This is a genomic window from Roseobacter sp. TSBP12, assembly GCF_009129705.1.
Classification (GTDB): domain Bacteria; phylum Pseudomonadota; class Alphaproteobacteria; order Rhodobacterales; family Rhodobacteraceae; genus Celeribacter; species Celeribacter baekdonensis_A.
Genome location: NZ_PYIB01000007.1, coordinates 1 through 20,130 on the forward strand (window position 1 = coordinate 1; position 20,130 = coordinate 20,130).

Annotated in this window: 21 protein-coding genes and 1 pseudogene; 15 read left to right on the forward strand and 7 right to left on the reverse strand. The window is 58.3% G+C overall.

Annotated elements, in window-relative coordinates; genetic code table 11:
• The 4 genes and pseudogenes from C8029_RS02475 to C8029_RS02490 all read left to right on the forward strand — a co-directional run.
• Positions 1–306 (forward strand): annotated as a pseudogene (locus tag C8029_RS02475) (peptide ABC transporter substrate-binding protein); the annotation flags it as partial.
• Positions 307–393: 87 nt separating this feature from the next.
• The gene (locus C8029_RS02480) at positions 394–1,401 is read left to right on the forward strand and encodes an ABC transporter permease (RefSeq protein WP_074641971.1); all 1,008 of its coding nucleotides are present in this window, start codon (positions 394–396) and stop codon (positions 1,399–1,401) included.
• A 10-nt stretch (positions 1,402–1,411) separates the two neighbouring features.
• Positions 1,412–2,326 carry an ABC transporter permease gene (locus C8029_RS02485; protein ID WP_009570885.1) on the forward strand — a complete coding sequence of 305 codons (915 nt, stop codon included), beginning with the start codon at positions 1,412–1,414 and terminating at the stop codon, positions 2,324–2,326.
• Between the two features lie 224 nt (positions 2,327–2,550).
• Positions 2,551–3,615: a YeeE/YedE family protein gene (locus C8029_RS02490; protein WP_152002164.1), complete on the forward strand. Its 1,065-nt coding sequence runs from the start codon at positions 2,551–2,553 to the stop codon at positions 3,613–3,615.
• Here C8029_RS02490 and C8029_RS02495 read toward each other — a convergent pair.
• From C8029_RS02495 to C8029_RS02510, 4 genes are all read right to left on the reverse strand, one after another.
• Positions 3,548–4,834 (reverse strand): DUF3422 family protein, encoded by a 1,287-nt coding sequence (locus C8029_RS02495; protein ID WP_009570887.1) that lies wholly within the window; start codon positions 4,832–4,834, stop codon positions 3,548–3,550. The genes C8029_RS02490 and C8029_RS02495 overlap by 68 nt on opposite strands.
• A gap of 339 nt (positions 4,835–5,173) precedes the next feature.
• A complete protein-coding gene (locus C8029_RS02500; protein WP_152002165.1) occupies positions 5,174–6,607 on the reverse strand; it encodes an NAD(P)(+) transhydrogenase (Re/Si-specific) subunit beta in 1,434 nt (477 codons plus the stop codon).
• 12 nt (positions 6,608–6,619) lie between these two features.
• Positions 6,620–8,191, reverse strand: a complete 1,572-nt coding sequence (locus C8029_RS02505; RefSeq protein ID WP_152002166.1) for a Re/Si-specific NAD(P)(+) transhydrogenase subunit alpha — start codon at positions 8,189–8,191, stop codon at positions 6,620–6,622.
• Between the two features lie 109 nt (positions 8,192–8,300).
• Entirely contained in the window at positions 8,301–8,744 is a 444-nt protein-coding gene (locus C8029_RS02510; RefSeq protein ID WP_009570890.1) for a methyltransferase family protein, read from the reverse strand.
• A 47-nt stretch (positions 8,745–8,791) separates the two neighbouring features.
• Between C8029_RS02510 and C8029_RS02515 the strand changes: the two genes are divergently transcribed.
• Positions 8,792–9,286: a GNAT family N-acetyltransferase gene (locus tag C8029_RS02515; RefSeq protein WP_009570891.1), complete on the forward strand. Its 495-nt coding sequence runs from the start codon at positions 8,792–8,794 to the stop codon at positions 9,284–9,286.
• A 15-nt stretch (positions 9,287–9,301) separates the two neighbouring features.
• On the opposite strand, the gene C8029_RS02520 is transcribed toward C8029_RS02515, so the two are convergent.
• Positions 9,302–10,087 carry a gamma-glutamyl-gamma-aminobutyrate hydrolase family protein gene (locus C8029_RS02520; protein WP_009570892.1) on the reverse strand — a complete coding sequence of 262 codons (786 nt, stop codon included), beginning with the start codon at positions 10,085–10,087 and terminating at the stop codon, positions 9,302–9,304.
• Between the two features lie 582 nt (positions 10,088–10,669).
• On the opposite strand from C8029_RS02520, the gene C8029_RS02525 reads away from it, so the two are divergent.
• The 6 genes from C8029_RS02525 (at position 10,670) to C8029_RS02550 (ending at position 15,852) form a co-directional block, all read left to right on the forward strand.
• Positions 10,670–10,912, forward strand: a complete 243-nt coding sequence (locus C8029_RS02525) for an ArsR/SmtB family transcription factor (RefSeq protein WP_353617582.1) — start codon at positions 10,670–10,672, stop codon at positions 10,910–10,912.
• Positions 10,890–11,357 (forward strand): SRPBCC family protein, encoded by a 468-nt coding sequence (locus C8029_RS02530; protein WP_009570894.1) that lies wholly within the window; start codon positions 10,890–10,892, stop codon positions 11,355–11,357. The genes C8029_RS02525 and C8029_RS02530 overlap by 23 nt, the downstream gene beginning before the upstream one ends.
• Positions 11,357–11,812, forward strand: coding sequence for an SRPBCC family protein (locus C8029_RS02535; RefSeq protein WP_009570895.1), 456 nt, complete (start codon positions 11,357–11,359; stop codon positions 11,810–11,812). The genes C8029_RS02530 and C8029_RS02535 overlap by 1 nt, the downstream gene beginning before the upstream one ends.
• 146 nt (positions 11,813–11,958) lie before the next feature.
• Positions 11,959–14,568 (forward strand): aminopeptidase N, encoded by a 2,610-nt coding sequence (pepN, locus tag C8029_RS02540; protein ID WP_152002167.1) that lies wholly within the window; start codon positions 11,959–11,961, stop codon positions 14,566–14,568.
• 209 nt (positions 14,569–14,777) lie between these two features.
• Positions 14,778–15,236 (forward strand): c-type cytochrome, encoded by a 459-nt coding sequence (locus C8029_RS02545; RefSeq protein WP_152002168.1) that lies wholly within the window; start codon positions 14,778–14,780, stop codon positions 15,234–15,236.
• A gap of 22 nt (positions 15,237–15,258) precedes the next feature.
• On the forward strand, positions 15,259–15,852 hold the full coding sequence (locus tag C8029_RS02550; RefSeq protein WP_152002169.1) for a cytochrome b/b6 domain-containing protein: 594 nt from the start codon (positions 15,259–15,261) through the stop codon (positions 15,850–15,852).
• Positions 15,853–15,859: 7 nt separating this feature from the next.
• On the opposite strand, the gene C8029_RS02555 is transcribed toward C8029_RS02550, so the two are convergent.
• A complete protein-coding gene (locus C8029_RS02555; protein WP_009570899.1) occupies positions 15,860–16,327 on the reverse strand; it encodes an Lrp/AsnC family transcriptional regulator in 468 nt (155 codons plus the stop codon).
• Positions 16,324–16,782, reverse strand: a complete 459-nt coding sequence (locus tag C8029_RS02560) for an Lrp/AsnC family transcriptional regulator (protein WP_009570900.1) — start codon at positions 16,780–16,782, stop codon at positions 16,324–16,326. Before C8029_RS02560 ends, C8029_RS02555 begins: the two co-directional genes overlap by 4 nt.
• Before the next feature lie 138 nt (positions 16,783–16,920).
• Here C8029_RS02560 and ilvC point away from each other — a divergent pair, with 138 nt between their 5' ends.
• The 4 genes from ilvC (at position 16,921) to C8029_RS02580 (ending at position 20,114) form a co-directional block, all read left to right on the forward strand.
• Positions 16,921–17,958, forward strand: a complete 1,038-nt coding sequence (gene ilvC, locus C8029_RS02565) for a ketol-acid reductoisomerase (RefSeq protein WP_152002170.1) — start codon at positions 16,921–16,923, stop codon at positions 17,956–17,958.
• Positions 17,959–18,072: 114 nt separating this feature from the next.
• Complete coding sequence (locus tag C8029_RS02570; protein ID WP_152002171.1) at positions 18,073–18,993, forward strand: DMT family transporter; 921 nt, start codon at positions 18,073–18,075, stop codon at positions 18,991–18,993.
• 72 nt (positions 18,994–19,065) lie between these two features.
• Complete coding sequence (locus C8029_RS02575) at positions 19,066–19,617, forward strand: hemerythrin domain-containing protein (RefSeq protein WP_226946213.1); 552 nt, start codon at positions 19,066–19,068, stop codon at positions 19,615–19,617.
• Positions 19,618–19,700: 83 nt separating this feature from the next.
• The gene (locus C8029_RS02580; protein ID WP_152002172.1) at positions 19,701–20,114 is read left to right on the forward strand and encodes a hypothetical protein; all 414 of its coding nucleotides are present in this window, start codon (positions 19,701–19,703) and stop codon (positions 20,112–20,114) included.
• Positions 20,115–20,130 lie beyond the last annotated feature (16 nt).

Below are 20,130 nucleotides of genomic sequence, written 5' to 3' on the forward strand. Positions count from 1 at the left end.
TACATGGCCAACTGGGAATGCAAACAGGCCCCGCGTCCGGAAACCCAATGGCAGGGCAACAACATGCCGCGTTATTGCACCCCTGAGTTCGACGCGCTGGTGGCTGAAATGGCCAAAACCGGCGAGCTTGAGAAACGTGCGGAACTTGCCAAAGCGATGAACGACATGTTGATGCAAGACTATGCGATCATCCCGCTGGTCTATCGCGGTCGTGTCTCTGCGGCCTCCAACACTTTGGGCGGCGTGATCATGAACTCGTGGGATTCCGAGCTTTGGAATGCCGCCGATTGGTATCGCGAAAAGTAATGCACTGATCTCTGGGTGTCCCGTCACATCATGGCGGGGCACCTTTTTATTTCATCCAAGACAAAGACCTGAACCGAGGCGCCGCCCATGCTCAATTACACGATCCGTCGATTGCTGATCTCTATTCCGACGCTTCTGTTCATCTCTTTGGTGATCTTCCTTTTGCTCGACTTGGCACCGGGCGATCCGATGTCTTCGATCCCGCTCACCGTGCCGCCCGAGGTCAAAGAGAAAATGCGCGAGGCCTTGGGCCTTGGCGAACCCGTTCACATTCGGTTTTTGAACTGGCTCTACCAATTCTTTGTCGTTGAGCCGCAAGTCGCATGGGATCACCTGTTCGGCACCGATTTTGCCGAGGGAAAACAGCGGATCATCTCGTTCCAATCGCGCTCGCCGGTGATGACCGTGGTGGCCGAACGCATGCCGCAAACGCTTTGGGTTGTCGGCCTGTCCTATGTCATCGGCATCCTGATCGCCCTGCCGATCGGCATTATTTCCGCCTACAAACAATATTCGTGGTTCGACCAGATCGGCACGTTCATCTCGATGATCGGCTTTTCGATCCCCACCTTTTTCTCTGGCGTGTTGTTGATCGTGGTCTTCTCGGTGATCTTGCAATGGTTCCCGTCGATCTATGACACCACCCACACCGTCACCGACTGGGGCAGTTTCTGGTATCAAGTCAAACAGATGATCATGCCGGTTTCGGTCCTGGCGCTGTATAACGCCGCGCAAATCTCGCGGTTCATGCGCGCGTCTATGTTGGACAACCTCAACCAGGATTACGTTCGCACCGCCCGTGCCAAAGGCATGTCGGAGAAAGTCGTCGTGCTCTCCCATGTGCTGCGCAATTCGATGATCCCGGTGGTCACCGTCATTGCGCTGGGTGTGCCGACAATTTTTGGCGGCGCGATCATCACCGAGCAGGTGTTTCAGGTGAACGGTCTGGGACAGATGTTGATCACCGCCATCTACGCCTCTGACGCGCCGATGGTGCAAACCCTGACCTTCATCTTCGCCGTGCTTATCGTTCTTTTCAATCTCATCGCGGATATTCTGTATGGCATCCTCGATCCCCGCATCCGCTACGACTGAGGCCCATCATATGACTGACGCAACCGCACAGACCCAGGCCGCCCGTCCGCCCCGCAATCAATGGTGGGACGTGTGGGACCAGTTCAAAACCCACAAAGGCGCGATGGCCGGGCTGATCTTTTTCATCTTTATCATCGCCGCCGTTTACCTTGGCCCCTATCTGTGGAAAATCGACCCGACCTACATCGACATCCGCGCCCGTAACAAAGGCCCGTCTTTGGCGCATCCGTTTGGTGCCGATCAATTGGGTCGCGACATCTTGGCCCGGATGCTCAAAGGTGGGCAAACCTCGATCTCCGTTGGTCTGACCGCGATGGGGCTGTCCTTGGTTTTGGGCACCTTCGTCGGCGTTCTGGCCGGCTATTGGAAACGGCTCGACGGCCTATTGATGCGCTTCACCGATCTGTTTTTGGCGCTGCCGCTGTTGCCGCTTTTGCTGGTGATCATCATGCTGTTTCGCGATCCGTTGCGGGCGATGTTCGGGCTTGAGACCGGGATTTTCGTCCTGATCGTGTTCGTGATCGGCATCACCTCGTGGATGCAGACCGCGCGGATTGTGCGTGGTGATGTTTTGGCCCTCAAAGAGCGCGAATATGTGCTGGCCGCCCGCTCCATCGGCACACCAAGCCGCCGCGTCGTGTTGCGTCACATCCTGCCCAATATCATGTCGCCGATCATGGTTTCGGCCACGTTAGGCATCGCCAACGCGATCATCACCGAATCCGCGCTGTCTTTCCTCGGCCTCGGCTTTCCACCGGATTTCCCAACTTGGGGTCGGCTGTTGTTTGATGCCAAAGACATGATCCAGCAATATCCCGAGCGGGTGATTTGGCCGGGTCTCGCGATCTCGCTGACCGTTTTGGCCGTCAATTACATCGGTGACGGGCTGCGCGACGCTTTGGATCCACGCATTCGCGGTCGCTAAGCCGACCCGACAATAAAAACGAAAAACGCGCTGGTCTCGCCTGCGCGTTTTTTTGTGCCACATCACTGCTGGACCGCGAAATGACAGGCCGGGGAATTTGATCCGATCGGGAACAAAATTCCTGACAATGCGTCCATTTGGAACGGCATCGAGATTGCAAAGCCACACAATCGGCCTTTATCAAGACAAATATTCCACGCACAGCAGACCTCGGAGACGGACCCATGTACGAGACCCTCGGGCTAGACATTCTGCCACGCCAAGCGGCGATCCTTTTGGGCTTGGCCCTTGGCCTTGCTTTTGGCGTCTTGGCCGAGGTGTCGAAATTCTGTTTCCGCCGCGCGGTGGCTGGCCCCATAGGCGACCGTCGCGCCGCTGCCGGGGTTTGGCTTGCGGGTCTTGCAACCGCCATCATCGGCACCCAACTCGCCGTCACTCAAGGCCTTATCAGCTTCGACGAGCACCGTTTCCTCGCCACCGATCTGCCGTGGCTGGCGATCCTTTTGGGCGGATTGATGTTTGGCGCGGGCATGGTGTTGACCCGTGGCTGTGTGTCCCGACTCACCGTCTTGACGGGCACCGGCAACCTGCGCGCGGCCCTCGTCTTGGTGGTTTTCGCCGTCATCGCCCACGCCACGCTCAAAGGCATCTTGGCACCGCTGCGCACCACGCTTGGCGGCTTTACCCTGCCGCTGCAATCCGCCGCGCTGCCCGGCTCTGCGCTGATCTGGACCGCCGTGTTGGCCGGAGGTGCCGCCTTGGCCGCCTGGCGCTTTTCGGCGCGCGGTCGCGACCTTGCACTGGGCGCCTTGATCGGCCTTTTGGTGCCCTTGGCCTGGATCAGCACCGGCTATGTGTTGTTCGACGAGTTCGACCCAATCGCAATGGAAAGCCTGTCCTTCACCTCGCCTTCTGCCGAAACGCTGTTTTGGACTGTCGCGGCCTCCTCCATCCCTGCTGGGTTCGGTACGGGCCTCATCGGTGGCGTGATCTTGGGGGCGCTGATTTCGTCGCTTTCCGCCCGCCGGTTCCAGTGGCAAAGCTTTGAGTCCCCGCGCCAAACCGGACGCTACATCGCAGGCGCGGCTTTGATGGGCATCGGTGGCGTTTTGGCGGGCGGCTGCACCGTGGGTGCGGGGCTTTCGGGTGTGCCGACGCTGTCGTTGGCTGCGATTTTGGCGCTGATCTCGATTGCGGTGGGCGGCGCATTGACCGCCCGCCTTATCCAAGGTGATGCTTCTTTATCCGCCGCAGGCCAAGCCACACGGCAAGGACAACCAGCGGCGTGACCATCGCCAAGGCCAAGCCTTTCGAGAGGCCCAGAGGTTCCAAAACCGGGTAGACCAGATAGCCGACGAGGCTGACCGCATAATAGCTGATTGCCACCACGGACAGGCCCTCCACCGTCTCTTGCAACCGCAATTGCAAATCGGCACGTTTGTCCATGGATTCAAGCAACGCCTGGTTTTGCGCCTGGCGCCCGACATCGACCTTGGTGCGCAACAGATTGGCCGCGCGCGCCGCCCGTTCAGCGAGACTTTCCAATTGCCGTTCGGCGGCTTTGACCGTGCGCATCGCCGGATCATAGCGCCGCATCATGAATTCCGAAAACAACTGCCGTCCCATGAACCGCGCCTCGCGCAGCACCTCCACCCGCTGCGTGACGATGGCCTCATAGGCCCCCGTCGCGCCAAAGCGGAAATTGCTGCGTGTCACCAGATCTTCGATCCGGGTCGAAAGCCCCAGAATATCATCCAACACCTCCTCAACCGGGGTGCCATTGCGCTCGGTCAGTGCCGTCATCAGTTCCGACAGTTCCTTTTCGATATCGGCCAATTCGCCGACAACTTTGCGCGCCTGAACGAGACCCAGCATCGACATGGCTTTGTAGGTTTCGATCTCGCAAAGCCGCTGAACCACCCGCCCGATCCGGCGTTGGCCACAGTCCTCTTGCGGAAACAGCGCAAAGCGCATGTGCCCGGCCTCATCAATGCGGAAATCGCCCGCAACCACCATGGCCCCATCCAACACCCGCGCCGTGGCAAGGCTCTCGCGCTCGAACCACTGGTCAATCCGCTCAGACACGGCGGCATCATCCGCCACCGTTTCCACCCGGATCAACGCCGAGGTGATCCTTTGGCCCGGAGCTTCGGTCAACCAGTCCTCGGGGAACAACTCAAACGTGCCCTTGTCATAGGCGCGCTCAGAAACGCCATCGGCAAAGATGGTATAGGTGACGAATTCGGTGTGGCTTTCCCATTTCAGCCGGTATTTGCCCAAAGACCCGGCGTAATGGGTCGCCCCCGGTGCCGGATGCGCCGCCCCATAGCGATCCAACAGTGCCAAGAGATGCGCCCGGTCCAAATCCCGATCCCGCCGCGCTGCGTCCCCCGATGCCCGGATCGCCAAATAGGCCGCGCGTGCCTGCCCTGGCATTTCGGGAAAGGGCCGTGCGTGCAATTCATTGGCCAATTCATAACGGCGAGGGTGATCAGTCAGGGGAGCCATAGGACGCCTTTATAGATATGGAACAGGTGCGATTTGGGCGCAGCATAGCGGCAAAACCCGATCTGAAAAGAGATAAATTGCCGCAATATCAATACCTTGCTGGAATACCTCCGTATACAGGACCATAGTCGCAGATCATCCACGCCCCATCTCTGCCCCCGGGCGAGCGTCAGCGCGATCCATGCCGGGCCGCAAAAGGCTTTGAAATCTTTGGCTTATCGCCTCTGACGTAGAGGCTTCACGCGCTGGATTCTGTCTTTATCGCGATGCAAATACTCAAAGAAAAAGGGCGGCCATATGAGGGCCGCCCTTTCGTGAGTATTTATCCTACGACGAAACTCAGTCGAGCTTCGGCAGCAGCGCGTTCATGCTGTCTTTGGCATCGCCATAGAACATGCGGGTGTTCTCTTTGTAGAACAGCGGGTTTTCGATGCCCGAATAGCCGGTGCCCTGACCGCGTTTCGACACGAACACCTGCTTGGCTTTCCACACTTCGAGAACCGGCATCCCGGCGATCGGGGAGTTCGGATCTTCTTGGGCGGCCGGGTTCACGATGTCGTTGGAGCCGATGACGATGACCACATCCGTGTCCGGGAAGTCTTCGTTGATCTCGTCCATTTCCATCACGATGTCATAGGGCACTTTGGCTTCGGCCAAGAGCACGTTCATGTGCCCCGGCAAACGACCCGCAACCGGGTGAATGGCGAAGCGCACGTTTTTGCCCTTGGCGCGCAGCTTGTTGGTCAGTTCAGAGACAGCCGCCTGTGCCTGAGCCACAGCCATGCCGTAGCCCGGAACAATGATCACGCTATCGGCCTCATTGAGGGCGGTTGCCACACCATCGGCATCAATCGCGATCTGTTCGCCTTCGACTTCCATCGCCGGCCCCGTGGTGCCGCCGAAGCCGCCCAAGATGACCGAGACAAAGGAGCGGTTCATCGCCTTACACATGATGTAAGACAGGATCGCACCGGAAGAACCCACCAGCGCGCCGACCACGATCAGAAGGTCGTTGCCCAGCGAGAAACCAATCGCCGCCGCGGCCCAGCCCGAGTAGGAGTTGAGCATGGAGACCACCACCGGCATATCGGCGCCGCCGATACCCATGATCAAATGATAGCCGATGAACAGCGCCATCAACGTCATGATCGCCAGCGGCAAGAAGCCCCCGGTGTTGAAGTACCAAATCAGCGAAAGCACGGAGATCACCGCCGCGCCTGCGTTCAACATGTGACCGCCCGGAAGTTTGGTGGCTTTCGAGTTCAGTTTGCCGGCGAGTTTGCCGAAGGCGACGATCGACCCGGTAAAGGTCACCGCCCCGATGAAGATGCCGAGGAACAATTCGACCTTGAGGATGTTCAGCTCGACCGGGGTTTTATGGGCCAGAAGCGCCGCGAACCCGTCAAGACCATGACGCGCAGCCGCGTCCAGACCCGCCACATTTGTCGCTTCGAAATGGGCGTTAAAGCCCACGAAGACCGCAGCCAGACCAACGAGCGAGTGCATCGCGGCCACAAGTTGCGGCATTTCGGTCATTTCAACCTTGGTGGCAACCATCCAGCCGATGATCCCGCCGCCCACAATCAGCACGAGCGACAAAAGCCACAGGCCTGATCCCGGCCCGATCAAGGTGGCGAACACGGCCAAAGCCATGCCGACAATCCCGTACCACACCGCGCGTTTTGCGCTTTCCTGGCCCGACAATCCCCCGAGAGAGAGGATGAAGAGCACCGCTGCGACCACATAGGCCGCTGTCGTAAATCCGTATTCCATGATCCCTACCCCTTAAGATTTCTGGAACATGGCAAGCATGCGCCGTGTGACCATAAAGCCGCCAAAGATGTTGATCCCGGCCATGAAGACCGACAGAGCACCGAGTACAATCACAAGCCAGGAGCCCGACCCGATTTGCATCAGAGCGCCCAAGATGATGATCGACGAAATGGCGTTGGTGACAGCCATGAGAGGCGTGTGCAGCGAGTGCGACACGTTCCAAATGACCTGGAAGCCGATGAAGACGGAGAGAACGAAGACGATAAAATGCTGCATGAACGAGGCAGGCGCAACAAGGCCAACCCCCAGCAAAAGCACCGCACCGATCGCCATCAAAGTGACCTGTTGTTTGGTCTGGGCTTTGAAAGCGGCGGTTTCTGCGGCGCGTTTTTCCTCTGCCGTCAACACTTTGGCCGCTTCTTTCGGCTTGGCGGCGATGGCTTTGATTTTCGGCGGCGGCGGCGGGAAGGTGATCGCGCCTGCGTAAGTCACCGTCGCGCCACGGATCACGTCATCTTCCATATTATGCACGATCTGGCCGTCTTTTTCCGGCGTCAAATCGGTCATCATGTGACGGATGTTGGTGGAGTAAAGCGTCGAGGCCTGAGCCGCCATGCGGGACGGGAAATCGGTGTAACCGATGATGGTCACGCCATTCTCGGTGACGATTTTCTCGTCCATTTTGGTCAGCTTGCAGTTGCCGCCCTTTTCCGCCGCGAGATCGACGATCACGGACCCCGGCTTCATCGCCGCAACCATGTCTTCGGTCCAAAGTTCGGGCGCTTCGCGGTTCGGGATCAACGCGGTGGTGATCACGATGTCCACTTCGGGGGCCAATTCGCGGAATTTCGCCAGCTGCGCTTCGCGGAACTCAGGCGAGGACACAGAGGCATAGCCGCCCGTGGCCGCGCCATCCTGTTGTTCTTCCTCGAAATCGAGGTAGACGAACTGCGCGCCCATGCTTTCGACCTGTTCGGCCACTTCGGGACGCACGTCAAACGCATAGGTGATCGCACCGAGCGAGGTCGACGTCCCAATGGCGGCAAGACCGGCCACACCGGCACCGACAACCAACACTTTAGCGGGCGGCACTTTACCCGCGGCGGTGATTTGCCCGGTGAAGAAACGGCCGAAATTGTTGGAGGCCTCGATGACTGCGCGGTAGCCCGCGATATTGGCCATAGAGGAGAGCGCATCCATTTTCTGGGCGCGCGAAATCCGCGGCACCATTTCCATGGCGATCACGTTGGCGCCTTTGGATTTGGCCATCTCCATCCCGGCCTCATTGGCACCCGGATTGAAGAAAGAGATCAAAGTCTGACCCGATTTGAGCCGCTTCATCTCCGTCTCGGACGGCTGGCGGACCTTGGCGACGATGTCGCAGTCCTTCCAAAGCGCAGCGGCGGTCTTGATGACCTCGACGCCTGCCTCCGCATAACCTTTATCGGAGAACCCGGCAAGCGCACCGGCCCCGGTTTCAACGGCACAGTCATATCCAAGCTTTTGTAATTGCTTGGCGCTCTCAGGAGTCAACGCGACGCGCGCCTCCCCCTCAAAGACTTCCTTTGGAACCCCAAATTTCACGAGATTTTCCTTTTCCCCAGTCCTATTCGCATTCTTGGTGCATCCTTACCCAATCCTGCCGATGTTTCGCAACATTATTGCGCTAACATTTTCGACTCGTGACGGGAGACTACAACCAACGTCGCGTTTTTTTGGCCCAAACGGAGAAATCCTGTGGGAATCCCGCCCGGAGCTTTTGTTCCTCCTCAATGATAAATCGCTTTTGTATCACGGCCATAAAGGCCGGAACCAACACGATCCCCATCGAACTGCCGCAAAGTAAAGCAAAGCCTGCGAGTGTAAAGACGTCGCCCAGATAAATTGGATTGCGCGACAGGGCGTAGACACCATTGGTGACGATGGCCGAGGGCCGTTTGTGGGGGATGACTGTGGTTTTGTGTTGCCACATCGTGAAGGCGGCCACCCCCATAAGCCCCACGCCCAGCGCGATCAAAATCCACCCGACCAGAGCCACCAGCGGCGGCACGGTAAAATCGACCCCCACACCGGCCAAGGCGTAAGCGGCGCACATAAAGGCCAAAAGCCAAACCGGGGGATAATCGAGATATTTCATATCGGCCACTCTAGCCGAGACACCGCCCGCGCGCTACAAGTTCGGACATGAAAATACGCGCCCTCACATTGCGTCCGATCACAGTACGTCCGATCACCGTCAAAGACGCTGATGCCTGTTACGCGCTGTTTCACCGCACGGTGCACGGCGGCACAGGCGCGTTTTATACGGCGGCGCAGCGTGCGGCGTGGGCACCGGACCGCGACCATGCCCCCGAAACCTGGCCCGCACGGCTGACTGCGGGCTATGCGATCTGCGCCACGCGATGGGGACGGCTCAAAGGCTTTTTCACCATGGGGCATGACGGTCATATCGACTTTGCCTATGTCGCCTTGGAGGAGATGGGCAAAGGCACCGCCGCCAAGCTCTATGACGCCTGCGAGACGGAGGCGCGTCGTCTTGGCCTGCCCTACATGGACACAGAGGCGTCGCATCTGGCCCGGCGTTTCTTTGAAAAACGCGGCTGGCGGGTGACGGCCCGGCAAACGGTGATCCGCGACGGTGTCGGAATTGAAAATTTTCGGATGGAAAAGGCGCTTTGAAAGGGATTTGACCGCTTAAACGGCCTTCGACAGCGGCCGCGAGACCCCTGCGCGCGCCGCAGCATAAGCATGAACCGCCTCACCAAAGGCGGCAAACAACGGCCGCGACACCGGGTCCTGACAGGCGTTCCATTCCGGGTGCCATTGCACCGAAAGTGTGAACCCCGGCGCATCTTTGACATAAATCGCCTCAGGCGTGCCATCGGGGGCGTAGCCGTCAATCACGATGCGCGCACCGGGGGTTTTGATCCCCTGCCCGTGCAGCGTATTGGTCATCACCTCGTCGGTGCCAAACAAGCGATGAAACACCCCGCCCTCGCTCAAACGCACCGGGTGGCGCAGGGCGAATTTTTCCTCAATCGTGCCATCTGGCGGCATCCGGTGGTTCATTCGCCCCGGCAGATCGCGAATTTCAGGATAAAGCGTGCCCCCCATGGCGACATTGATCTCCTGGAAGCCGCGACAAATGCCAAGGAACGGCAGACCCGCCTCAACACAGGCGCGAATAAGCGGCAATGTCACCGCATCGCGACAGCGATCAAACGCCCCATGGGCTTCAGTCTCAGGTTCGCCATATTCCTCTGGGTGCACATTGGGCCGACCGCCGGTGAACAAAAAACCGTCACAAACGCCCATCAGCTCCTCGGGGGAGACGAAATTGGGATGCGCCGGGATCAAAAGCGGCATACAGCCCGCAACATCGGAGACGGCCTCGGCGTTCATCTTGCCGCCGGTAAAGGCCGGGTATTGCCCGTTCAGCAGGTCCGAATTTCCGATCACGCCAACGATGGGTCTGCTCATGATATGCCTCTCCTTTTGGTTAAGGATACCTGCTTTGCGAGCAGAGAAAAGGGGCATGGGTGCGCAAGGCCTCTGCATCCCTGCGCACATGCACCTTTGCGCTGTTCGCATACTCACCCAATTGCGCCCGCTGCCCCTTTATTGATCACATCCGGCATCGCGACTGAGTTTTGAGCGCCCATATCGCACCATGCAAAGGCCCACGACTGGCCTCGACCGGACCAAAACATTTGTGAGGTTAGGGGAGGTGCGAAGCTGAAGAGCTTGTTTGCAACTTGCCTTTGAGATCAGCACTTCATGGCGCTGAAACCTGTCATGACGCGCAACCATACGCGGGTTTTCGTTTCAACCTGGCGACGACACCGGCCAGCGCGCTCCCAAACGTCACTCGACAAAAACTTAGCCAAAATCCTAAGTTTTTCTTGCATCACGCGGCAAAATCCGAATACTTAGCTACATGACTAAGCATTCAAACGATCTCGACACGCTGTTCTCAGCCCTCAGTGACCCAACCCGCCGCGCAATCCTGACCCGGTTGGCGCGCGCCCGGCCACCCTGTCGGAGCTGCACAATCCCCATGACATGGCTCTTCCCTCCCTCATGGCTCATGTGAAGAAACTTGAAACCGCCGGGCTGATTTCGACTGAAAAACGAGGCCGCATCCGCACCTGTCGCCTCACCCCCGGTGCCTTTACCCCGGTGCAAAGCTGGCTTGAGCAGCAACGCAGCCTTTGGACCGGCCGCCTCGACCGTTTTGATGCCTATGTCACCCAACTCACCCAATCCGCAAAGGAGCACACAGATGACCCTCGATCCAAAGACTGACCTCAGCTTTACCCGCACTCTGGCCGTGCCCCGCGCCCTGGTCTGGGACTGTTGGACGCAGCCCGAACACATCCCGCATTTCTTTATCCCCGCCCCACACAAAGTCACCGCCTGCGACATTGATCTGCGTGTGGGAGGGCGGTTCAACACGGTCTTTGACGTAGATGGTGCGGTGATGGACAACACCGGCGTCTATCTTGAACTGATCCCCGGAGAAAAGCTTGTCTTTACAGATGGCTATTCCGAAGGGTGGAAACCCGCGCCGGACCCGTTCATGACGGCGATCCTGACCTTTGCGGATGCGCCAGACGGCGGCACGATCTATACAGCCACCGCCCGACACCGCTCCGAAGAGGCGGCACAAACCCATAAAGACATGGGCTTTTTTGACGGTTGGGGCACAGTGGCGGATCAACTCGTCACCTATGCCAAGGGGTTGCTCTGATGGACCGCTCTGCCGAAAACCGCACCATGACCCTCTCCCGCGACATCGCCGCACCCGTTGCGGCGATCTGGAGCGCATGGACCGCCCCCGAGGCGCTCCCCAAATGGTGGGGACCCGATGGGTTCAGTTGCCGCACCACACGCATCGACCTGCGCGACGGTGGCGAATGGGTGTTCGACATGATCGGGCCGGATGGGACCGTCTTTCCAAACCATCACCGCTACACCCGCGTGATCCCCATGGAGCGGATTGAGTACGAGCTTCTCTGGGGTGAAAACGGCCCCAAACATGCTGACGCATCGGCGGTTTTCGAAGCCACCGGCCACGGATCGCGGATCACATTGCGGATGATCTTTTCGAGCGATGCGGAATACCAAGAGGCCAAGGGCTTTGGCGCGGTCGAACTTGGGATGCAAACCTTGGGCAAACTCGCCGCCTTTGTCGGTGCGGCATAACCTCATCACGGGCTGTCCCTCTTGCCAGGCACGCGCGCCATCGCGCGCGTGATCACAAGATGATTACATTGAGACCCGTGGGTGTTGAAGCCCCCTGTCCCCCGCTCTAACGTGCCAAAAACGCGCCACCCGCGAAAGGACAGAGAATGAAAGATGCAGCCACCCAAACGATCTACCTCAAAGATTACCAAGAGCCGCACCATTGGGTGCGCGATGTGCATCTGACCTTTCGGCTGGCCCCTCGGGCCACGCGGGTTCTGTCCAAAATCACCTTTGTGCCGAATGTGCAAAATCCCGGCGATCTGATTTTGGACGGCGAAGGCCTGAGACTCATCGCCGTGGCCGTGAATGAAGCCATCGTGCCTTATCAGGTCACGGACACCCATCTGGTGATCAAATCCGGCGATCTTCCGACCGCCCCCTTTACCTTTGAAGCCGAGGTGGAGATCAGCCCGCAGACCAACACCGCCTTGGAAGGTCTCTACATGTCTCCGCTGAACGTGGAAGCCCCCGAAGAGGGCGAGCGCGAAAGTCAGCCCGGACAAAATGCCATGTATTGCACCCAATGCGAGGCCGAAGGCTTTCGCAAGATCACCTATTACCCGGACCGCCCCGATGTGATGGCGCCCTTCTCCGTACGCATTGAATCCGACATGCCGGTGATGTTGTCCAATGGCAATCCGGGGGCCTTTGGACCGGGCTTTGCCGAGTGGCATGACCCCTGGCCGAAACCCTCCTATTTGTTCGCTCTGGTGGCCGGAAATCTAATCAACCATCCCGGCGGCTTCACCACAAAATCCGGCAAGCAGGTCGAATTGAACATCTGGGTGCGGCCCGGTGACGAGGGCAAATGTGCCTTTGGGATGCAGGCGCTCAAAGACAGTATGGCATGGGACGAGCGGGTCTATGGTCGTGAATACGACTTGGACATATTCAACATTGTGGCTGTTGATGACTTCAACATGGGAGCGATGGAAAACAAGGGGCTGAACGTGTTCAATTCGTCCTGTGTTTTGGCTTCGAAAGAGACCTCGACAGACGCGAATTTTGAACGGATCGAAGGCATCATTGCCCATGAGTATTTTCACAACTGGACCGGCAACCGCATCACCTGTCGCGATTGGTTTCAGCTTTGCCTCAAAGAGGGACTGACAGTCTACCGCGATCAGATGTTCTCCGGCGACATGCGCAGCCATGCCGTCAAAAGAATTGAAGAAGTCCTGACCCTGCGCGCCCGTCAGTTCCGCGAAGACAACGGACCGCTGGCCCATCCGGTGCGGCCCGAAAGTTTTGTCGAGATCAACAATTTCTACACCGCCACGGTCTATGAAAAAGGCGCGGAAATCATCGGGATGCTCAAGCGGATTGTCGGTGACGAGGCTTATAAAAAGTCCTGCGATCTCTACTTTGAGCGCCATGACGGACAGGCAGTGACCATCGAGGATTGGCTGGCAGCCTTTGCCGATACGACAGGGCGCGATCTTGCACAATTCAAACAATGGTATTCTCAGGCGGGCACGCCGCGTCTAAGTGTTGAAGAGGACTGGCAGGACGGCACATTCACCCTGACCTTCACCCAATCCACCCCTGCCACACCGGGCCAGAGCGACAAAAAGCCGATGGTCCTGCCCATTGCCGTGGGCCTCATCGGCCCAAATGGCGCTGAGGTTGTTCCCACCACAGTGTTGGAGATGACAGAGGCGACACAGAGCTTTTCGTTCGAGGGGTTGGGCGCGCGTCCAACGGCCTCGATCCTGCGTGATTTCTCCGCCCCCGTGGTGCTTGAGCGCGAGATGAGCGCCAAAACCCGTGCCTTCCTGTTGGCCCATGACACCGACCCGTTTCAGAAATGGGAAATGGGGCGAATGCTGGCGAAAGACACGTTGATCGCGATGATCATGGACGGCACACCGCCCGCCAACGCCTATCTCGACGCGATCAAAACCGTGCTCACCGATGACAGCCTTGATCCCGCCTTCCGCGCGCTGACGCTTGGGCTGCCGTCACAGGACGATTTGGCACAAACGCTCTATGATGCCGGCGTCACGCCGGACCCGGATAAAATCTATGCCGCCCGCGAAGAGGTACGGCGCATTTTGGCGGCGCATCTGCGCGAAGTGCTGCCCGCGCTCTATGTGGAAAACGATGCCGGGGCCTTTGCTCCCGACGCAGAAGGCTCGGGCAAGCGCAGCCTGCGCCTGTCTGCCCTCTCACTTTTGACGCTGAGTGATGGTGGAGCCACGGCGCGCGCGCTTTACAAACGTGCGGACAATATGACCGAACAGGCCGGGGCATTGCAGGCCTTGTTGTCGGCGGGACTTGGCGAGGATGAATTGGCGGATTTTGCCGCTCAGTGGCAAGACGACCGTTTGGTCATGGACAAGTGGTTCATGATGCAAGTCGCCTCCGCCGCCCCCGATCAGGCCGCGGACATTGCCAAATCCCTCACCCAACACCCTGATTTCACCATGAAAAACCCAAACAGATTCCGGTCGGTGTTTGGCGCATTGGCGAGCAATCACGCGGGTTTTCATGCCTCTGATGGCAAGGCCTACGCGCTTTTGGCCGATCACCTCATTGCGCTGGATGCGCTTAATCCGCAAACCACAGCCCGGATGTCCGGGGCGTTTGAAACATGGAAGCGCTATGATGCGGATCGCCAAGGCATGATGCGCGACCAGTTGGAGCGGATTTTGGCCACCCCGACCCTGTCGCGGGACACGACCGAAATGGTGACGCGCATTCTGTCCGCCTGACGCTCGGATGATGCAAACCACAACAAGCAACCGGGTGCGACATTGCGCCCGGTTAGCGCCATCATAACAAAAAATTGAACCGATTCCGGAGCTTGCATCGCCGGGCGGGACAGATTGTCATATTCACTTTGCACAATACCATGACATGATTGGCCAATCGTGCGGACACATTCGTCATTCATTACGTCACCTGACAGGGAACATCATCTATGCGTAAACTCATTATCTCGACCGTCATCGCCGCCACTGCCGCGACCGGAGCATTTGCCCAATCCCCCTCTGACGTGGCCAAAGCACGCCGCGCGTATTTCACCCTTGTGGGCTTTGAAATGTCCACATTGGGCGCCATGGCTCAGGGCAAAATCGACTACGATGCCGATGTCGCAAGCCAAGCGGCAAAGGATCTGGCGGCTCTCACCGGCTACACCATGTCCGACCTTTTCGCACCCGGCACCTCGAACGACGACCTGCCGGGTGAAACCCGCGCCAAGGCCGACATCTGGGCCGATATGCCCGGAGTTCAGGACAAAGGCATGGCCTTTTACCAAGCTGTGGCCGAGTTGAACGGCGTCGCGGGCAACGGCCTTGAGGCGCTGCAGCCCGCCGTCGGCAAACTCGGCGGCACCTGCAAAGCCTGCCACGACAACTACCGCGCCAAAGATTTTTAAGCGCCGAGACTGAGGCGAACAGATGTCAGAGCAGCTGAACAAAACCTATGTTTGGGACCCCGTTGTCCGCATCCTCCACTGGGCTTTGGTGATTGCTTTCGCCACCTCATGGGGCTTGGGCAAATTTGGCCCCAATATCATGACGTTGCATTTCTATTCTGGCTACATCCTGGCCGGGATCGTGGTGTTGCGGCTGTTGTGGGGGCTGTTCGGCACCAAAACGGCGCGGTTCGCCACATTTGTCAAAGGTCCGGGCAAGGTTATGGCCTATGCCCGGACGCTGCCCTCACCTACGCCCTCACGCTCCTATGGTCACAACCCGGTCGGCGCGATTTTTGTCGTTGGGGTTTTGCTTGTTCTCACGATGCAGGTGATGTCCGGGCTATTGGCAGACCCGGAAGATTACATCAATGTCGGCCCGCTGGCGCAGTATGTCTCAAGCGATGTGGCGCGCAAGGCACTGTCGCTGCATGAGCCGCTCTCAACCCTGCTTTTGCTGATGGTTCTGGGCCATGTCGCCGCGATTTTTTGGTATAAAAAGCGCAAGGGCGAGAATTTGGTCAAGCCGATGATCACCGGCTATGTCGATCTGCCCAAAGACAAAATCCCGCATTGATCGGACGCTAAATCGGGCCGGGGCGGCGTTCCTCGGACAAAAGCACATTGGCCTCAACGTTGCCCACACCGGGCAGCGTCATGATCCGCCGCCTGAGCACGCGCTCAAAATCCGGCAGGTCTTGCGCCACCACGCGCAGGCGGTAATCAAACAGGCCTAAAACGTGCTGCACCGTCTGCACCTCCGGGATCGCGCGCACGGCACGTTCGAAATCCTCCAAGGACACTCGGCCTTTCGTGGCCAGTTTGATGCCCAAAAACACCGTGACGCCAAATCCCAATCCCTCAAGATCCAAATCCACCCGGCGCGGCCCGAAAATGCCCAGTTCTTTCAGCCGCTTGATCCGCCGCCATGTCGCCGGTTGACTGAGCCCCATCTCACGCCCCAAAGCGCCCGCCGATTGCGTTGCATCCTCGCATAAAGCGCGGATCAGGTGCCGGTCGATATCGTCCAATTCCATCGCATCTTGGCTCATAGCGGCACCGATTGCGCGTCTTTAATGGTCGCCACCTGCATTAGCGCTTCGATGTCGGTCATATGCGGCAGGGACAGGATGTATTCGCGATAAATTCGTTGATAATCAGACATATCGCGCGCAATCACCAAAAGCCGCGCATCGACCCGGCCCAGGAACGTGCCAATGGAAATCACTTCCGGCACAGCGCGCGCGGCAATGATGAATTCGTCAAAGGCGCGCGGTTCGGTTTTGTCCAAGGTGACGCGCAACGACACCTCGACCTCATAGCCCAAGGCGCGCCAATCGACCTGTTCGCGGATCGCTTTGACCACGCCGCCCTCGCGCATCCGCTCCAATCGGCGGGCGAATGTGGCGGGCGTCACCCCGGCGCGCTCGGCCAATTCCGAGGCGGGTGCTTCGGGATCGGCCTGCACTTGGCGCAGGATGCGGCGGTCTGTGTCGTCTACTTGCATGATTTTTTCATAAATTTAATATTGTGCGAATGATCTTATTTCACAAACCAGAAATGAGGTCAAATTTTGCACGCGACAGAGGTTGGATTTGAACGATAGTGCCCGCAGACTCGAAAGAGGCTTGCACACAGACAAAAAATAAGGAGCGCCCATATGCGCGTTTATTACGATCGCGATTGCGATGTGAACATCATCAAAGACAAAAAAGTCGCCATCCTGGGCTACGGCTCGCAAGGTCACGCCCACGCGCTCAACCTGCGTGACTCCGGTGCGAAGAACCTCGTCGTCGCTCTGCGCGAAGGCTCTGCTTCGGCCAAGAAAGCCGAAGCGGAAGGCCTCAAAGTCATGGGCATTGCCGAAGCCGCCGCGTGGTGTGACGTGATCATGTTCACCATGCCCGACGAATTGCAGGCCGAAACCTACAAAAAATACGTCCACGACAACATCCGTGAAGGTGCTGCAATTGCCTTTGCTCACGGCTTGAACGTGCATTTTGGTCTCATCGAGCCGAAAGCGGGCGTTGACGTGATCATGATGGCCCCCAAAGGTCCGGGTCACACCGTGCGCGGCGAATACACCAAAGGCGGCGGCGTGCCCTGCCTCGTGGCCGTCGACACCGACGCCACTGGCAAAGCGCTTGAAATCGGCCTGTCCTATTGCTCCGCCATCGGTGGCGGTCGTTCGGGCATCATCGAGACCAACTTCCGCGAAGAATGCGAAACCGACCTGTTCGGTGAACAGGCTGTGCTCTGTGGCGGTCTGGTCGAGCTGATCCGTTGCGGTTTTGAAACGCTGGTCGAAGCCGGTTACGCACCGGAAATGGCGTATTTTGAGTGCTTGCACGAAGTGAAACTCATCGTTGACCTGATCTATGAAGGCGGCATCGCCAACATGGATTACTCGATCTCCAACACCGCAGAGTACGGCCAATACGTCACCGGCCCGCGCATCCTGCCCTATGAGCAGACCAAAGCCGCGATGAAAGCCGTTTTGACCGACATCCAGCAGGGCAAATTCGTCCGCGACTTCATGTTGGAAAACGCTGTGGGCCAGCCGACGATCAAAGCGTCCCGCCGTGCCAACGACGAACACATGATCGAAGAAACCGGTGCGAAACTGCGCGGCATGATGCCGTGGATCACTGCCGGCAAAATGGTCGACAAATCGCGCAACTAAAGCGCAGTGTCAAAGATGACGAAAGGCCCCGGCGGATGCGTCGGGGCCTTTTTCATGAGGATCTATGACCTCTTTCAACGGCCAGCCCGCCCAGTCCCCCTACGAGGATTAACCATGTCGCCCCTCCCCAATATCACCCGCGCCTCTTGGATCATGGTCGGCGTCTTAGGCTTAGTCTGGGGCTCAACCTTCATGGTGATCGAGATCGCGCTCACCGGCATTGCACCGTTTTGGTTGGCGACCTTCCGGCTGGCCATTGCGGCAATGGTGATGGCAGTGTTTTGGGGCAAGGACGGGTTCAAAATGGGCACCGACCCGGATAACAAGCCACATCCCATGGCGTTGATTTGGGCCGGGGCGATTTCCTCGGGCGTGCCGTTTTTGTTGCTCAATTGGGGGCAACAATATGTGACCTCGGGTTTTGCCGGAACCTCGATGGCGGCCGTGCCTTTGGTGGTCTTGCCGATGGCGCATTTCATGGTGGCAGGCGAGCGCCTGTCCCTGCGCGCGGTCATCGGTGTGACGCTTGGGTTTTGCGGCGTGGCCTTGCTCATTGGCAAAAGTGCGTTGGACAGTACGGGCGCCGATTTGGAATTTTGGGGTCGCATGGCCTGTCTCACCGTGGCATTTTGCTATGCGCTCAATTCCATCACCATCCGCCGTATCCCGCCAATCAACTCGACCGCCTTAACCACGATTATGATGGCGACCGGGGCGCTGATCACCCTACCCTTTTCGATCTTGACCGAAGGCGCGCCGGGCATCCCTCCGCTCAAAGCCTTTGTTGCGTTGATTTTCCTGGGTGTGGTCTCGACTGCGGCGATGAACCAGTTGCGCGTTTTGGTGATCCGCTCTGCCGGGCCAACCTTTATGACTTTGGTCAATTATCAGGTGCCCGTGTGGTCCGTGGTCTTGGGCGCACAGGTTCTGGGCGAGCCTTTGCCGCCCACGCTGTTGATCGCGCTGGGGCTGATCCTTGGCGGGGTGGCGATTTCGCAATGGGCCTCAGTGAAACGCATCTTTGTGCGCGGATGACAGAGAGGTCCTGCGGAAACGTTATATTGTAACGCATCCAGCCCTCCCCATATCCCCCCCATGATACACACAGTGGACACAAGACAGGGGCTGCCAGAAGAGATGCAGCTTCTGCTTCGGGACTATCCGCGCGATGTCTGGCCGGATCACCCGAATTTCGCCAGCTCCATCCAAAATTGGATGGGCGCTCACACCATGTTTCGCACGCTGTCCTCCTATGTTTTGGAGGACACCGAGGCCTTTATCGACACCGAGTTGGACGATCAAATCTATGCTCAAAAGCTCGCCAAATACGGCGATCTCCTGTTGCGCAATCTGCATGGGCATCACAGCTGGGAAGATCGGAAATTCTTTCCCGAATTGGGGACCGCAGAGGGGCGTCTGATGGCAGGGCTTGAGATGTTGGAGGCCGATCACGCGGCCCTCGACGCCACATTGGATCGGTTCCAACGCAGCGCCAACCGCGTGGTGCAACTGGCGCATTTGTCGCCTGTCGATATGCGCGCTGAGGTCGGCGATGTTGAGAGCAGCGCCCGAGACATCAGCGCCCTTTTGGCGCGGCATTTGAGCGACGAAGAGGACCTTGTGGTGCCGATCATCCTGCACCATAAACTGCGCGGATAAGCCCAAGACGACGCCCAAATGCGTCGAAAGAGCGCCTTGCGGGGCGCTCTTTTTCATGTGCAGATGGGCCAAAGGAGTTTCCCATGACCAAGACGCCACATGACGACCACATCCCCGCCGATTTGACCCCGGAAAATGAGGGCGAGATCCAAGCCGAGCGGGCGCGGATGTTCACTTTTGGGTTTTGGAAAAGCCTATTGGCCGGGCGTGAGGGCCTTGGCGATACGTTCTGGGCGGGCAATTATTTGGCAGGCCTGTTGTTTTTGCCCGTCATGGTTGTTTTTTTAGCGCTTGCCTCATTCGTTCCGCTCTTGTCGCCACTGTTGAGCGCGTCGTTCGTCGTCTTTGGCGTCTACCTTTTGGGCGTCGCGCGCGCCGTCGCGGTTGCTCAACCCAAAGGAAATTCTGGGATCGGCCTGCGTATCGTTGGCGTGATCTGGACATTGATGAACGCTGGCATGTGCCTCGTCTATTCCCCTTTTGCGGCGGGCCAGTAAACGAAGAACTTGCACA